Annotated in this window: 15 protein-coding genes, 1 pseudogene and 1 riboswitch; of the genes and pseudogenes, 10 read left to right on the top strand and 6 right to left on the bottom strand. The window is 37.1% G+C overall.

Translation table 11 applies throughout. From position 1 onward, the window contains the following. Positions 1-293 precede the first annotated feature (293 nt). Together NST76_RS20765 and NST76_RS20760 are read left to right on the top strand one after the other, a co-directional pair. Positions 294-1,044, top strand: a pseudogene (locus NST76_RS20765) (Cof-type HAD-IIB family hydrolase). Between the two features lie 100 nt (positions 1,045-1,144). Further along, positions 1,145-1,741, top strand: a complete 597-nt coding sequence (locus NST76_RS20760; RefSeq protein WP_036128732.1) for a DedA family protein — start codon at positions 1,145-1,147, stop codon at positions 1,739-1,741. Positions 1,742-1,783: 42 nt separating this feature from the next. On the opposite strand, the gene NST76_RS20755 is transcribed toward NST76_RS20760, so the two are convergent. The 5 genes from NST76_RS20755 to NST76_RS20735 all read right to left on the bottom strand — a co-directional run bounded on the left by NST76_RS20755 (position 1,784) and on the right by NST76_RS20735 (position 7,856). Continuing rightward, positions 1,784-2,521, bottom strand: a complete 738-nt coding sequence (locus NST76_RS20755; RefSeq protein ID WP_036128730.1) for a cyclase family protein — start codon at positions 2,519-2,521, stop codon at positions 1,784-1,786. Positions 2,522-2,609: 88 nt separating this feature from the next. Continuing rightward, a riboswitch (SAM riboswitch) is annotated at positions 2,610-2,716 on the bottom strand. 95 nt (positions 2,717-2,811) lie between these two features. Further along, positions 2,812-3,210: a hypothetical protein gene (locus NST76_RS20750; RefSeq protein WP_036128728.1), complete on the bottom strand. Its 399-nt coding sequence runs from the start codon at positions 3,208-3,210 to the stop codon at positions 2,812-2,814. A 123-nt stretch (positions 3,211-3,333) separates the two neighbouring features. Continuing rightward, a complete protein-coding gene (locus NST76_RS20745) occupies positions 3,334-4,905 on the bottom strand; it encodes a helix-turn-helix domain-containing protein (protein WP_330493684.1) in 1,572 nt (523 codons plus the stop codon). 656 nt (positions 4,906-5,561) lie between these two features. Further along, positions 5,562-6,512, bottom strand: coding sequence for an ABC transporter substrate-binding protein (locus NST76_RS20740; protein WP_342544420.1), 951 nt, complete (start codon positions 6,510-6,512; stop codon positions 5,562-5,564). 159 nt (positions 6,513-6,671) lie between these two features. Continuing rightward, a complete protein-coding gene (locus tag NST76_RS20735; protein ID WP_141904202.1) occupies positions 6,672-7,856 on the bottom strand; it encodes an MFS transporter in 1,185 nt (394 codons plus the stop codon). 109 nt (positions 7,857-7,965) lie between these two features. Here NST76_RS20735 and NST76_RS20730 point away from each other — a divergent pair, with 109 nt between their 5' ends. After that, the gene (locus tag NST76_RS20730; RefSeq protein ID WP_036128717.1) at positions 7,966-8,349 is read left to right on the top strand and encodes a helix-turn-helix domain-containing protein; all 384 of its coding nucleotides are present in this window, start codon (positions 7,966-7,968) and stop codon (positions 8,347-8,349) included. A 55-nt stretch (positions 8,350-8,404) separates the two neighbouring features. Here the strand turns inward: NST76_RS20730 and NST76_RS20725 are convergent, their stop codons facing one another. Continuing rightward, entirely contained in the window at positions 8,405-9,250 is an 846-nt protein-coding gene (locus NST76_RS20725; RefSeq protein WP_058843867.1) for an aldo/keto reductase, read from the bottom strand. 351 nt (positions 9,251-9,601) lie between these two features. Here NST76_RS20725 and NST76_RS20720 point away from each other — a divergent pair, with 351 nt between their 5' ends. The 7 genes from NST76_RS20720 to NST76_RS20690 all read left to right on the top strand — a co-directional run bounded on the left by NST76_RS20720 (position 9,602) and on the right by NST76_RS20690 (position 16,178). Further along, positions 9,602-10,042 carry a VOC family protein gene (locus NST76_RS20720; RefSeq protein WP_058843868.1) on the top strand — a complete coding sequence of 147 codons (441 nt, stop codon included), beginning with the start codon at positions 9,602-9,604 and terminating at the stop codon, positions 10,040-10,042. Positions 10,043-10,321: 279 nt separating this feature from the next. Continuing rightward, positions 10,322-10,990 (top strand): response regulator transcription factor, encoded by a 669-nt coding sequence (locus NST76_RS20715; RefSeq protein ID WP_036128711.1) that lies wholly within the window; start codon positions 10,322-10,324, stop codon positions 10,988-10,990. Then, complete coding sequence (locus NST76_RS20710) at positions 10,987-12,369, top strand: HAMP domain-containing sensor histidine kinase (protein ID WP_342535164.1); 1,383 nt, start codon at positions 10,987-10,989, stop codon at positions 12,367-12,369. The genes NST76_RS20715 and NST76_RS20710 overlap by 4 nt, the downstream gene beginning before the upstream one ends. Before the next feature lie 170 nt (positions 12,370-12,539). Continuing rightward, a complete protein-coding gene (locus tag NST76_RS20705; RefSeq protein WP_342544418.1) occupies positions 12,540-13,451 on the top strand; it encodes an ABC transporter ATP-binding protein in 912 nt (303 codons plus the stop codon). After that, complete coding sequence (locus tag NST76_RS20700; protein ID WP_036128706.1) at positions 13,448-14,158, top strand: ABC transporter permease; 711 nt, start codon at positions 13,448-13,450, stop codon at positions 14,156-14,158. The genes NST76_RS20705 and NST76_RS20700 overlap by 4 nt, the downstream gene beginning before the upstream one ends. Then, entirely contained in the window at positions 14,158-14,895 is a 738-nt protein-coding gene (locus tag NST76_RS20695) for an ABC transporter permease (RefSeq protein ID WP_089933701.1), read from the top strand. The genes NST76_RS20700 and NST76_RS20695 overlap by 1 nt, the downstream gene beginning before the upstream one ends. 20 nt (positions 14,896-14,915) lie before the next feature. Beyond that, positions 14,916-16,178, top strand: coding sequence for an erythromycin esterase family protein (locus NST76_RS20690; protein ID WP_231745009.1), 1,263 nt, complete (start codon positions 14,916-14,918; stop codon positions 16,176-16,178). Positions 16,179-16,216 lie beyond the last annotated feature (38 nt).

Raw genomic sequence — 16,216 nt, 5'->3', positions numbered from 1 at the left:
CTCTATTTATACGTAAATGTTTATCGTTCAATGTATTTAAGTAGATATCTTTTATTTTAACAATTCTGTGTTCTTTGGTATACTCCTTTAGAATTATTAAAATAAAAATATTCATCTGTTTTATAGTTAATTGTCATTAAATCTATGCTTGTAATAGTATTTATCGGTGCTGTTAATGTAAGTTGTAGAGTTTACTGAAAGTTTGTCAAAATACTTTCATACTTTTCATTAAGTATAAGGAATGAATTAAATGTTTGTGATTCTAAAGTACTGTTTTATAAAGGCGGCTTAAGATGAATTATAATATCATATTTTTTGATGTGGATGGAACACTGATTAATTACGAGGATGGCTGTGTGGAAGAAAGCACAAAGCAGGCCATTCAACTTTTGCAGGAGAGAGGAATTCACCTTGTAGCGGCTACAGGAAGACCTTTATCGATGTGTCAGGAGATACAAGCGCTGGGGATTGAAACCTTTATTACAGCAAATGGGGCATATGTGAAACACAAGGATTTAATCATACATAATTCAAAATGTACAAGCTTTTGCACGTGAACAGCAGCATAGCCTCACATTTTTTACAGAGCAACTATCGATGAATGGCATTCAGCATCCAGCTGCTTTCAATGCGATGCAGGCAACTCTATCTTTACGAAATTTTCCGGTTGTGAATGAAAAAATTGTGGATGAAGAAGTTTTTCTCATGTGTCTATATGCAGATGAGGAGGCTGAAAAAAGATATGCTAGCCAATTTCCGCATATATTTTGGCAGCGATGGCATCCTTATATTGTGAATGTATTACAGCAGGATGTTGCCAAATCGATAGCTGTTAAAGCGGTACTAGACCATTTTAACATTGATCCTGAAAATGCTATTGCTTTTGGAGATGGGGATAATGATATTGATATGTTAGAGCATGTAGGGCTAGGTATTGCTATGGGAAATGGTAGTGCAGCTCTAAAAGCAGTTGCGAATTTTGTTACAAAGAGTTCCACTGAAGGTGGTATTGACTTTGCTTTACGGCAGTTTCAAATGATATAAAGCTGCTGAAGGTCTTAAAGTCGATGCCTCAGGTTCTCTTAGATCTATTGAAGGAACTTGTTAATCAATGCGTTTTAATAAATTTTGGGTGGGATGTTATATGGCACATCATGTGCAATCTCTAATTGAACATTACGGGTATTTGGGTATTATCGTGATCCTAATTGGAGGCATTGTTGGGTTGCCACTTCCTGATGAGGTCTTTCTAACATATGTTGGCTACAGCGTTTATATAGAAAGCCTTGAACACATTCCCGCTTTAGTAAGTGCAATGATTGGTGCAGTTGGCGGTATTACCTTAAGCTACTATATCGGCTATCGTTTTGGCTTACCATTATTGCAGAAATATGGACCCAAAATTCATATTACGGAGCAAAAAATTGATTTTACAAAACAACTGTTTACTAAAATTGGGCCAACTTTATTATTAATAGGCTATTTTATACCTGGTGTACGACATCTGACAGCCTATATTGCGGCAATTAATAATTATCCATATAGAAAGTTTGCTTTTTTTGCCTATACAGGGGCATTTATCTGGACTTTCACATTTATAACGTTAGGGAGGATGCTTGGGGAGAAGTGGCGGTTTGTTGGTTATTATTTATCCCATTATAGTATTTATCTCATCCTATTGTTTGGCCTCGTAATGCTCATCGTTTACTATCTATTCAAAAAAAGAAATATACGAAAATAAAGGTCTGTATGATTCAACATATGAATCGTACAGACCTTTGTGTTATGGCAAAATAGCAAATGAGCGTACAGGGAATCCAGATGCCTTTTCAGGCTTAGGGACGATATTGAAGATAATTGCCCCCTTCGCAGGTAGCTTGTCCAAGTTCGTCATCAACTCAATTTGATAGATGTTTTGTTCAAGCACGAAGTATTCGCCATCTAGCTTACCATTTTTGTGAAAATCAGCGGCTGAATCAGTATCAAATGTTTCATGGCCAAGTGCACTTATTTGACGTTCCTTCAATAAAAATTGTAATGCCTCTAAGCCCCAGCCTGGTATATGGTTATGTCCATCCATATCTTGGTTACTAAATGCCTCTTTATCTGGCCAGCGCTTACTCCAATCCGTACGTAGCGCTACAAAGGTACCTGCTTCAATTACTCCATGTTGTGCTTCAAAATCAAAAATATCTTGCACACTTAGCGAGAAGTCATGATTGCTAGCAGCTTCTCGTGATTTATCAATAACGACAAGAGGAAGAACTAGTTCTTTTAGTTCTAATTCTTCTAGATAGCGGGAGTCTCGCACAAAATGAATGGGTGGGTCGATATGTGTGCCATATTGTCCTGGGAACGTGAATTGTTGTGCGAAGAACCCGTCATCATGAGAGAATAATGTTTCAAATTTAGCATCTTCAAACATAAAAAAATGTGGGGAATTAGGGCCGAATGTATGTGTTAAATCAACCCATTGTTTTGATTTTAATAATTGTAATGCTTGTAAAAGTTGGTTTGACATTGATTTCACTGCTTTCTGTTAAAATTAGTAGAACATAAAAAAGAGTCCCCTTAGAAGAGGACTCCAGAATAAGCAACGGTAGTTCTTCTTCTCATCTTTCAGGCTTAAAATTTTGCCAATTGGAATTAGCACCATACTGTTGAGCTGGTTGCTGAGACTTCATCGGGCCAATCCCTCCGTCTCTCTCGATAAGAAAAGTGATATAAGAATTTTCAGAAATAATAATAAAAACACTTTAGCATAGAATTTTATAGTTTACAAGTTCGATAGAGATATAAGGGTAAATTTTTTTACCAACTTAAATTTATGGTTATGCCACAACAACCATTATCCATAAGACGTATTCTGAAATTGTCTGGTGTATAATTTGCATCAAATTTCATCGTAATGCCTGTTGATGTGATTAATTTATCAACCTCTGTTTTATTTGAAAGCTGTGCAGCATTCATTAGATCATGTGCAAATTGTTGAGAGCTATCAATTTTATCCGTAAGCAATTGAGCCTGTTGCATGATCGCCTTTATCCGTGTAGCTGACATTTTTAATTTATGTGTGTCGACAGGTGGAAAGGGGGTAGTGTTCGGCATTGCTAAATGTTGAGGAATAGGTCTAACGGCAAGCTGCTGGGCAAGTGGCGACGTTGGGTAATGATAAGGATGAACAAAGTACGGATAAGGATTGTAATACAATGTAATTCCTCCTATCCTATAGCTGATATCTTATCTTATGTAGCTAAACGTCTTTAGGTGTTATTTTGCAGTGCAATGTCTGTCCTAATCATTTAAAAAGGAAGCCAAAGTGAGCTTCCTCTTTTAGCCGAGAACATGTAAGACATCATCAATTTTTTTACTATGAGACAGAATACCGTAATTCATCCATGTTAAAAAATCCACTTCATATACACAGTTGGTTTTAACTGCAGCTAGATTTTTCCACATAGAAGTTTTTAAAATCGTACGCTCCTCGTTCTCGTAAATGGAATGTTGTTTATCAAAAGTAATAAATAAATGATCCGCATCTAATTGCAGCAATTGATCAAATGTCAGTGGTGCTTTACGTTGATTGTGCGGAATACTCCAGACAAGTGGATGTGGCATTAAACCGAGGTCACGATATAAAATTGGCCCCGTATAGCCACATTCAGGACCCGCATATAGAGTAATGCCAATGGCTGAAATGCGAAGAAATGCCACACTTTGCCCATAAACGGATTTACTAAGAATTCCTTTTGCTTGCTGTACCTTATCCTCATATTGTAGGATCACGTCTTGCATCAAGGCGGTTTTTCCTGTTAAATCAGCAATCTTAAACAAAGTAGACTGCCAGTTCTCTCCAGGATGTGAGATATGACAGATGGGAGCTACTTCATTTAAATGATGACAGGATTCCCATCGCTCTATACCTGCATCTAGCATAATTAATGTTGGTTTATAGTGAAGGAGTCGATCCATTTCTCCATTTTGTACATCGATATCAGGCACTTCTTGTAGACCTAAATAGTCTTGTTTTCCCCATTTTGGATGACTGAATTGAGCAATTGGTGTAATCCCAAGGGCGACAAAGAAATCTTCTAAGAATGGTGCAAATACACGTAGATTGCTGCTTTGGTTTCTTCGATATTGTCCTGGAGAGATGCCGACATGTTCTTTAAAACGACGATTGAAATAATACTCATTATTAAATCCGATAGACTGACTAATTTCAAATACCCGATCATTTGTTGTCATTAATAATTGCTTGGCTTTTTCAATGCGAATGTTATTTAAATAGTGAAGAGGGATTTGCCCTGTAATCTCTTTGAACATACGGGTATAATTCCATCTTGGAACATCAGCTAGCTCTGCCAACTGCTCGACAGTCCACTCTTTTTCAAAATGTTTATGCAAATAGTTAATGGATTGCTCAACAGATTGACGATCATTTTTTTGCACCAGCTTGGGTATTGTTTGATGTAAGAGCAATAACATCAGCTCTTGAAAGTGTACATGCTGCTCAAAGATGGTGTGCTCATCCTCCGCTAGACGGTTCTGATAAATGGCTTCTAGCAGTCTACGACATTGCGAAAAGGGGAGAAGACGTTGCTCTTTGACACGCGTAAAAGGGCTAGTAGTAGTCTGTTTATTGCTAAGATGGACAATGTTGAACTGTAATTGATAAAAACAAAGGTGCTCGTTTTGAATGCGTATATTAGCCGTGTTATTAGGAGGAATCGATATGCACTTTTCTTCACTAAGATGAATGGTGTTATGATCTATTTCTAGCTTTCCGCTGCCACTCATTACGATGAAAAGTGTATAGAAATCACTATTAAACTGCTGCTTGTTCGTTGATTGAATCACATAAGAAATAGTTTGTAACGTATAGACATGTGTTAAGTTACCCATTGATGATTCACCCCTTTATAATTGAATTTGGAGAACAACACAAAGAAAGCTCTCTGAAGAGCTTTCTTTCATGTTGTTGAAAAAAGATGATGTCAACGGCAGAAAAAGCAAATTTGCAAGGTGAAAGGTTGATTTCCGTTCCGCCAGCGCCCTTTCCAGGGGGCGTCCGATGAGTCGCTTCACTCACTTACGCTCGCTCCAGGGTCTCATCTGTGACGCTAAATCCCCTAGGAGTGACGCTGGCTCCACTCCAATCAACCATTCTGCAAAGTGTCTTTACTTTTTTTCATAGTAGTATAGCGATCAAATAGCCCATTATCTGTATTCTTAGAGGGGATAGGCTCTTATTTTCAATATGGAGAAGTGATGAATGACAATCATCCTCCATAAAATAAGTAGCAAACACCTTCACTTTATTTGAAAACCTTTGCTAAAAAGGTACCATTTTTGTGGGTTGGAGTGGAAGGCTACTTGACTCCCATGGGATAACGAGACAGGCGAGCCCCTGCACGGAGGAAGCGGCTCAGCGCTCGCCCACAGGAAAGCAAGTAGCCTGCAACGGAAATCCATTTTCATCTTTCACAAAAATTTTATGGATGGTTTTGTTTTTCAACGCTATGCAAAGAAAGCCCTCATAAAGAGCTTTCTTTTGAAAATTATTTCACGAACCATTTTTCAAGATCATCATATTTCAGCAGGTTAGCTGTGATAGCTCCAGACTGCCAATATGTTCGATCCGCAATATAGACATGCCCATTTTTAACAGCAGGTACTGTTTTCCATAGTGTACTATCTAACCATTTAATCGCTTCTTGATTTTCTTTCGAATCCCAAGTGCCATTTGAAGGGAAAAGGATGATATGATCCGCATCTAGCTCTGGAATAGCCTCTTCAGATAAGACTTCATGAAACTCTGTCATATCACGTGCTAATGGATGTGGTGTCAAGCCCGTTTCTGTGTAAATATAGCCAGTGTAGCGATTTTGAATGCCAAATAAAGCTAATGTATTATCTGCGACATTTAGACGTACAACAGCAACTGTTTCGTCTCCAATTGATTCATCTAATTTTGCTTTTAAATCGGATACACGTTGCTCATATTTATCAACGATTTCCTTTGCTTTATCAGGAATATTTAAAACATCAGCTATTGTTTTTACAATTTCACGTGGATTTTGTAGAATATCTTCTTTTAAGCGGTAAGTAGGTGCAATCTTTGAGTATTCTTCATATTTTGCCTTATCCGCGGCGCCATCCACAATGATTAAATCAGGCTTAGCTTGTAGTAATGTTTCCATACTACCAGTAATGTCGAACTCAGGAACATCTAATCCTAAATAGTCCTGTTTACCCCATGATGGGTGATACCATTGCACAACAGGTTTTACATCCAAGGCAGTTAAATAATCTTCCATATAGATAGCAGCTACACGCTGTGGGTTTGTAGGAATTTCTACTTTTCCAAACTCATCTTCTACAATTCTTGTATCTTTAGTTGATTGATCTTCTTTCGCTGTATCCTCTTTTACTTCATTTGAGCCACAGGCACCTAACACGAACATTAGTGCAAGTAAAAGGACAAATGAAAAATATCGACCTCTACACATTGCTATTCACTCCTATTAATTTACTAAAACAGTAAGAATGTCATCTTAACCTAGAATGATAATCATTCTCGTTTGATTCAAGTAAATTATAGGACACAACATATCAACAAACAATACACATTCTCTACTTCTTTTTTATACAAAATGAAATTTGACTTCCTATTGTTTTTTATTATCGAAAATGTACCAGACTAATGTAACAATTGCTGCAAGCATAACCATTAAAAATCCATACAAGGGAGTATGCGCTAATGATTGATGGTGAATAATAAAGCCCCCAATATAGGACCCTAAAAATATACCAATGTTGAAGGCAGAAATATTTAATGCTGAGGCCATAGAAATAGCTGATGGTACATATTTTTCAGACAGTAGAACAGCATATAGCTGCAATCCTGGGACATTCATAAACATAAATAAGCCCATTACTAATACCATGATTAATCCGATAATAGGTGATTCGAGCATGAAGCCAATGCCGAGCAACGCCAAGGCAAGTCCTACAAAAATAATAAAGATAGAACGTAGCGGATTATGATTAGCAAAATGACCACCTAATGTATTACCGATCGCAACGCAAATACCATAGACCACTAAAATAATGACTACTGCATGAGGAGAATACCCCATATATTGCTCTAAAATAGGTGAAATATATGTGTAGACAACAAAGGCACCACCGTATCCAATTGCGGTAATGAACAATATTAAAATCATGCGAATATTGCCTAATACTTTGCCAATATCACGAATAGAGATAGGATTGCCTTTCGACAATTGGTTAGGTACTAAGATCGCATTACTAATTAAACCGATAATCCCAATGACGACGATAAAGATGAACGACATCCGCCAGTCTGTTACTTGACCAATAAATGTACCAAGTGGAACACCTGTTACAGTAGCCAAAGTTAAGCCTGTAAACATAAAGGCAATAGCACTGGCTCGTTTATTTGGTTCCACTACATCAGCCGCTATAACGGAAGCGATGGACATAAACACACCGTGTGCTAATGCTGAAATAATACGTCCGATTAATAATAAAGAGAAATTAGGTGCTAAAGCGACTGCTAAGTTACCTACTATAAAGATGGTCATGACAAGCAATAATACGGTTTTTCGACTAAGGCGTGATGTTAAGGCTGTTAATAATGGAGCTCCAACAGTTACCCCTAGTGCATATATAGAAACGGTTAAGCCAGCTGTGCTTAGAGAGATACCAAAGTCATCTGTAATTAATGGTAGAAGTCCAACGCTGATAAATTCAGTGGAACCTATACCGAATGCACTGATTGCAAGAGCTAGTAAGGTTAATTTAGCACTTGACTCTTTTGATTTTGACATACTATTAAAATCTCCTTTGATTTTTTTTATTGTGTGTAGTACTATTCATACATACCTAAAAGATATGTACGGTACTTTTAGTTACTTTTGAATATTACAGGGGGTCACAATGCAAAAAGTTTATAATATTGGTGTTGAAGCTACGCTTGAAGTTATCGGCGGTAAATGGAAACCAGTCATTCTTTGTCATTTAAACCACCATGGTAAAATTCGAACAAATGAGTTTCGCCGATTAATTCCGGGTATTTCTCAAAAAATGCTTACAAGTCAATTAAGAGAGTTAGAGCAGGCTGGATTAATTCATCGAAAGGTCTTCAATCAAGTACCACCAAAAGTCGAATATTCATTAACGACCTATGGACAAGGGATGGAACCTATTCTGAACATGCTTTGCACTTGGGGCGAAAAGCATGTTGAATTATTACAGGATAAAGGTGAAGATGTACTGTTAAAACAACGTGATGAAGATATCGCAATGCAGCAAACATCGTAATGAGGGGAGAAAGAGACTGTCACATGTAAGACAGTCTCTTTTCCTCTTTTTATGCTTATAGAGCAAAGTCGAATTCATTTGGATTCGGTCCGACACGCTGTTCAAGATTCATCGCATTGATTGTAGCCATTTCTTCGTCTGTTAGAAGGAAGTCGAAGATATCAGCATTTTGTAGCATGCGTTCTCGACGCACAGATTTTGGAATCGCAATAATGCCGTTTTGTACATCCCAGCGCAAAATAACTTGAGCATTAGATTTTCCATATTTTATTGCGATTTTCGAAATCGTTTCATCTTCAAGAAGCCCACCTTGCATTAAAGGTGCCCAAGCCTCCAGTTGAATTTGGTGGTTATTACAGAATGAATGAAGCTCAGCTTGCTGTAAGCGTGGATGAAATTCCACTTGATTGATAACAGGCTTAATGCGAGCAAATGATAGTAAGTTTTGCAAGTGTGAGGCTGTGAAATTACATACGCCAATTGCTTTTATCTTACCTTGATCATATAAGTCTTCTAGAGCCTTCCAAGAGTCAGTATATTTATCTTTACCTGGCCAATGAATAAGGTAAAGATCTAGATAATCTAAACCCAGTTTTTCTAAACTCTTTTCATAGGCTGTAATAGTTTCCTCATAGCTTAATCCATCGTTCCACACTTTTGATGTAATAAACAGGTCTTCACGTTGTAAACTAGTGGATGTTAGTGCCTGTTTAATACCTTCTCCTACACCTTCTTCATTGCCATAAATAGCAGCTGTATCGATGCTTCGATAGCCGACCTCGATGGCGTTTTTGACCATTTCTGCAGTAGCGCCATTCGCTACTTGGAAAACACCTAAACCCATACCAGGCATTTGTAAGCCATTATTTAATGTGATTGTATCTTGTAAATGAGTAATCATTTTTATTCCTCCAATATGTGAGTTTGCTTGATTGCTTTTTCATTATGATGTTTCGATAAGGTGAAAAAAAGTACGCACATTTTTGTTTCATAGAAACGTCGAGGTAACTTTTGTGAGTTGACAATGGTTAGAGGAATAAAAAATTTTGCTATTAAACAAAATGGTAAGCCCCTAATTGGTCACGCATCTTCTAATCAGAAAAATATGGGGCGCTATGGAATGACAATTGCCTGTACAAAGAGTATTTGGACTGAAGTAAATGAATGACTTTTTTTCTGTAATAAAGGGAATTTTTGTTGGATAGCGAATTTAAATTAAAAATAGTAAAACTTTATAAAGGGGAATTGGAAGATGAATCGGTTAAATTTAATCACATTAGGTGTTATAGATATGGTGGAATCACTAGCATTTTATCGAGAGGGGCTTGGCTTTGAGATAGTCGTGTACGGGGATGAAACGAATCCAGATGTGATGTTCTTTAATAATGGAGGAACGAAAATATCGCTTTTTCCAATTGAACGCTTAGTCAAAGACATCAATGAAGCCAACCCACCAGAAATTGGCCGTGGCTTTGGCGGAATTACACTTGCCTATAATGGTAAAACAAAAGAAGAAGTGGATCGTGTATTTGCATTAGCAAAAGAGGCTGGAGCGACAATTGTGAAAGAGCCAGAAACTGTGTTTTGGGGAGGCTATAGTGGCTATTTCCAAGATCCAAATGGCTACTACTGGGAAGTAGCCTATGGTGACATGTGGCAGTTTGATGAAAATGATATGCTGATTATTCAATAATAATCCAAAAAGAGAGCAAACTAGAAACATTAGTTTGCTCTCTTTTGCATGAACTGTTAAATATCCTAAGTTTTGAGCAGCTTTAGACAAGTAAAGAATCTTTTCATCCACAGGGCAGTAGGATTTTGTATGTATACCTGCCTATTCCCACAATTAATAAGATTTTACCCTATAATAACCATGTATGGGATTTATATTGTTTTTAATTTCTAATTAAATGTATAATGCAAAATATGGTATTTTAATATAATTTTTAATTAGTAATAAGGAGGGTGACCATTGATTCGTATATTGTACATAGAAGATGAAAAAGAAATAGGGCAATGGGTCAGTAAGGAATTAACTGAAAGAGGCTATGAAGTAACCTGGTTAGAGTCTGGAGAAGATCTTGAGCAACATATTGCCTCAAAGGATATTGCTATATTGGATGTGATGCTACCTGGCTTAGATGGTTTCTCCATTGGCAAAAGAATTAAACGAGAAAATAAGGACTTACCAATATTAATGTTATCAGCTCGAACGGCTATTGAGGATAAAATTGAAGGGCTCCACTTCGCTGATGATTATGTAACAAAGCCATTCCACCCCGATGAACTAGTAGCAAGGCTTGAAGTATTACTGAGAAGATATCAAAAAAATGATGATGTCCTAGCATTGAAGCACCTAAAAATTTATACGAAAGATATGCGAATTATCAATACATTGGATGAAGAAGAAATTCTTTTGACTGGTAAACAATTTTATTTATTGCAGTATTTTATACGTCACCTCAATCAAATTTTAACGAAGGAACAACTCTATGAGGGTGTTTGGGGTGAGAGTTATATAGAAGGTGATAAAACATTGATGGTACATATCCGTTACTTAAGAGAAAAGATTGAAGTAAATCCTGCAAAGCCTCTGATTATCGAAACAATTCGAGGTATAGGCTATAGGGTGAAACTATGAAATTTTTCCGATCACTATTAGCCAAATATATGCTAATTATTTTATTAGCCATATCAATTGTGCAAATATCCTATCTGGGTGTTGCGATTTTCGTGTTAGGCATTACAAAAACAGCGTCTGGAGAATTTTCAAGTGATGTTCTTCTGGAAAGTGAAATCGAGGAGCAATGGCATACAGAGGCCAACAGCATAAAACAAGCTTCAGATCATACTGTTGCCGAGTTTTTTCAAAAATGGCAAGAGCAATATCCTACAGCCTCTATGTTTTGGGTAAGTGAAGAGGGCAATCTCCTGACTTCTGTCAATGTGAAGGAGCAGTTACCAACAAAATGGACACCAGCCTATACAACTCAATTTATAAAGGAACGCTATGGAGGTAATCCATTTACTGTTATGGCTTTCGTAGGCGGTGATGTATCAAATGGCTTTATTGTATTAGAGATTTCAAGGGAAGCCTTTAATCCACCGCTTATTAAGGTCTATGATAACTATGGTAGCTTCTTACTTTTTGGTGTAATTGCCGTTATTTTATTTTTTATTGTCGTTTCGCTTTTATTTTTCAAAGGAATCCGAAAAAGATTATTACATCTCCAAGAGGCCATGGAGATACGTGATGTAGACGGTCTACCTATTGAGATTCATGTGAAAAAGCGGGATGAAATTGGGCAATTAGAGCATAGCTTTAACAGAATGGTTTGCGAGCTGAGAGATAGTAAACAGCGTCAACAGAAGGAAGAACAGCTAAGACGGGAACTGATTGCCAATTTATCACATGATTTACGGACACCGTTAACAAAAGTAAGAGCCCAGTCCTATACGATTAGCAAAGAAACCTTGTCAGAGGAAGGCAAACAAGCTTTGAAGGCAATGGAAACATCGATAGTGAATATTGATGCTTTAATCGAAAATCTAATGTCCTATACATTGTTAATGGCAAGTAAATATAATTTCGAACCGAAAAACATCAATGTTATTCGGTTTGTGCGGGAACATCTAACAACCTGGTATCCAGTTTTTGAGCGAGAAGGTTTTACGATCGACATTGAACTGCAAGCATTTGAACCTAATGAATGGCGTGTTGATCCATTATGGTTAGGACGAATATTTGATAACATATTCCAAAATGTATTGCGTCACGCTAACAGTGGGAAATATATAAAGGTGACAACGGAATCAACGGAGAGCTACAGAGCATTTCTGATTGAGGACCATGGTCAAGGGATGAAAAATGAATCGAATGCTAAGGGGGCAGGAATTGGTTTATCCATTGTTGATGTAATGGTAAAGGGTATGGGTTTAGAATGGGACATAAACTCCAATCACTCGGGCACAAAAATTAGTATAAAAAATGTGATTCAATCTGCGAAGCTTGGGAAGTAAAAGCTCGCAGATTTTTTTATGTTGATGCAACAATTTTTTGTATCGAAAGCATAGCAGCAGAAAAAGAAAGGCTCTTATAAAAAGAGTAGAAGTTTTTTAAACAAAATTTAAACTTGGTCCATACCTGTTTTTAACCTTTTCTTCTTATGATAGTAAATGAGGTGAGAACATTGGAATATATCGTACAAACACAAAACTTATCAAAACACTTTGGGAAAGAGCAAGCTGTATCAAATATGAATTTACAAATACAAAAAGGTGAAATATACGGATTTTTAGGGCCAAATGGAGCAGGGAAAACGACTACGATTCGTATGCTTCTTGGTTTAATGAAGCCTTCCACAGGTACCATTAAAATTTTTCAAAAAGACATTACGAAGGAGCGTATTCAAATCTTAGCCAATGTAGGTTCATTAGTAGAGAATCCTTCCTACTACCCACATTTAACAGCATATGAGAATTTGGAGGCACTAAGAAAAATAGTAGGTGTACCGAAATCTCGAATCGATGAAGTTCTCGAAATTGTCCGTTTGAAGGAAGCTGCTAATAAAAAGGTAAAGGGCTTTTCGTTAGGGATGAAGCAACGTCTAGGTATTGCTGCTTCTCTACTGCATAATCCTGAATTACTTATTTTAGATGAACCAACGAATGGTCTGGATCCTTCAGGAATTATTGAAATTCGTAATTTAATTAAAAGGCTACCAAAGGAATACGGCATGACTATTATTATTTCCAGCCATTTATTATCAGAGATCGATCAAATGGCGACTCAAGTAGGGATTGTTTCTAAGGGGAAATTGATTTTCCAAGATTCTATTGAGGCGATGCATAGGTTTGCTCAACCAAAGATTCTATTTAAAGTGAACAATGGTGAAAAAGGATGGCGCTCTCTATTAGCCCATGGCATTAAAGCAGATTATCAAGATGGGGTTATTTTATTAGAGGAATGCTCAGATGAAAAAGTTGCTCATATTGTCCATGTTCTTGTTCAGGAGGGTATTTCAGTATTCCGAGTGGAGGAAGAGAAACGCTCATTGGAAGATATATTCCTGCAAATGACGATGGGAGAGCAGGCGATATGATGGGCAAGCTGTTAACTGCTGATTTTTTAAAAATCAAACGCAAAGGATTATGGTTTTTAACGCTCTTAGGTCCCTTAGGTGTTGTCGCTCTACAAATGGTCAATTATGGAGTAAGAAAGGATTACCTCTTACAGCAAAGTGAAGATGATTGGGGCTATTATTTACTAAATGTTCATTCATTTACACCGCTTGCCATTGTGTTGGGCATTGCCATTTTAACGTCCTTCATGGCGAGTATTGAAAACGAGACTAACGCTTGGAAGCAGCTTATCGCATTACCTGTATCCAAATTAACCGTGTATTTATCTAAATATACTGTGTTAGCTATTCTACTATTTTTGTCTTCAACACTACTCATGATTTTTACGCTGAGTTATGGGCTGTTTTTAAATCTAGGTGAATCTATTCCTTATATGGAGTTAGTTAAATTTAGTTACTTCCCTGCGCTTGCAGCATTGCCTATTTTGGCACTTCAATTGTGGATTGCGAGTGTAAGCCATAATCAAGGAATTCCTATTACAGTAGGCATTTTTGGGGTGATATTTGCTTATTCCTCCTATGTTCTACCTGACTGGATGATATGGAAATGGCCATCATTGATGAACCACTGGGATGAGCCGATAATCAATGTCATGCTAGGTGTAGGGATTGGTATTTTACTCTATATTGCTGGCATGGTCGATTTTGCAAGAAGGGACGTGAAATAATGAACGCTTTACTGCAAGCTGAATGGTTTAAATTGCGTAAATCAAAAATGGTACCTATTATTTTGGCGGGGCCCATGATTGGGCTTTTCATTGGACTATCAGCAAATTTAGAGGACAATATGCAGGGACTGGAAATAAATGAATGGTATATTGCCTTATTTTCAATGAATTTAACATACGCATTATTATTTTTACCTCTTATTACGGGCGTTTTTGCGAGTCTCATCTGTAGATATGAACATCAGTCTGGCGGATGGAAGCAGCTTTTAGCATTACCGGTAACGAGAGGGAAAGTATTTGTAGCAAAATATGTGTTAATTATGCTGCTTGTTCTAGCGATGCAGCTCTTGTATTTAGGCTCCATCTTTGCTGTAGGTATGCTGAAGGGCTATACAGATCCTTTTCCAATGGGAATCGTATGGAAAAGTATTGTTGGAGGATGGGTAGCAACATTGCCTTTAGTGGCCCTTCAATTATGGTTATCCATAATGTTTAAAAGCTTTGCTGCTCCATTTGCTGTCAATGTCATATTTACGTTGCCATCAATTTTAGCGGTGAACTCTGAACGAATTGGTCCATATTATCCCTGGGCACAGCCTTTTTCAATGATGTACATAGGTGGCAAGACAGACGATGTATTCTTTGTGCCATGGGAGCAATTATTAACAGTAGTAGGTGGTGGGTTCATCCTATTTTTCCTCGGAGGATATTACTATTTCCAACGAAAAGCCATTTAACACCTTAAAGGAGAATTGACATGAGAATAATGAAACGAAGCTTCCGATTTTTAACTGCATCAATGCTATTAGTAGCTTTAGCTGGATGTGGGCAGGGGGAGTCTATAAAAGATGTCTCGCAGTATACTAGTGAAATAAAAGATATCAATATCCCTGATGATGTAAAAATTATTGGGTTTGGAGAAGCAACACATGGCAATATCGAATTTCAAACATTAAAAAAAGACCTATTTAAAGCGATGATTAAGAATGAAAATGTCCATGTTTTTGTCTTAGAAGGAGATTTTGGTGGAGCCCAGCAGATTAATCAATTTATTTTAAACGGTGTTGGAACGGCGGAGGAAGCTATAAAGGCTCTTGATTATGGCATTTATAAAACAGAACAAATGATTGAACTTGTTCAATGGATGCATGATTATAACTTAACAGTCGATGAACAAGATAAAATTTATTTTTACGGAAATGATATGCAACGCTATGATTATAGCAAAAAGGGATTGCTTGATTATTATGCACAGGTACATGCTGACAATGCTAAGAAATTTACGACTGAGCTAGAGCATGTTTCCAACAAAACGATGAGAGATTTATCGAATAATCAGCTAATAGAGCTTGATAAAACGATTGATACAATCATCAACGATTTACAATCAAACAAGGCGATATATGAGAAAAAATCATCAAAGGATGCCTTCTCCTTTGCTGCTCAATATGCACAAATTATGAAGCAACGTACGCAATTATTTGTAAATGATGGAAACTATATGAATTTACGGGATGAATATTTGGCTGAAAATTTACAATGGATTGTGGAGTACGAAGCAACGCAAGGGCATGATAAAGTGTTAATGTCTGCTCATAACGGTCATATTGAGAAAACCTCTGCTTCGATGGCAGGCTATCAATCAATGGGACAATACTTAAATGAGCAATATAAAGAACACTATTTTGCGATTGGCACAGACTTTGTCAATAATACATTTCAAGCACAAAACGGCTCTGGTGAACGAAAGGAATATTCAATTGAACATCATAATGTGTTAGTGGATGCTTTTAGTGACATCGATAGCAACATCTTTTATGTGGATTTTGAAACTGCCAAACAATCCAAGGAGCTGGCAGATATCCTTTCCCAAAAGCAAAGAATGGGCAATATCGGTGATGATTTCCGTCCGTGGTATAAGCTAACACAAATGCTGTATACCATTAAAATGACACCTGAAGAGGCTTATGATGGTCTCATTGTTGTGCAAGAAGCAACACCAACAAAAATAATTGATTAAGTTAAATTTAGCAACTTCCATCAAAAAATCTCTTTCCT

The sequence above is a fragment of the Lysinibacillus sp. FSL W7-1291 genome (assembly GCF_038593415.1).
In the GTDB taxonomy this organism is placed as follows: domain Bacteria; phylum Bacillota; class Bacilli; order Bacillales_A; family Planococcaceae; genus Lysinibacillus; species Lysinibacillus fusiformis_D.
This window is presented reverse-complemented; position numbering and strand designations above follow the sequence as displayed.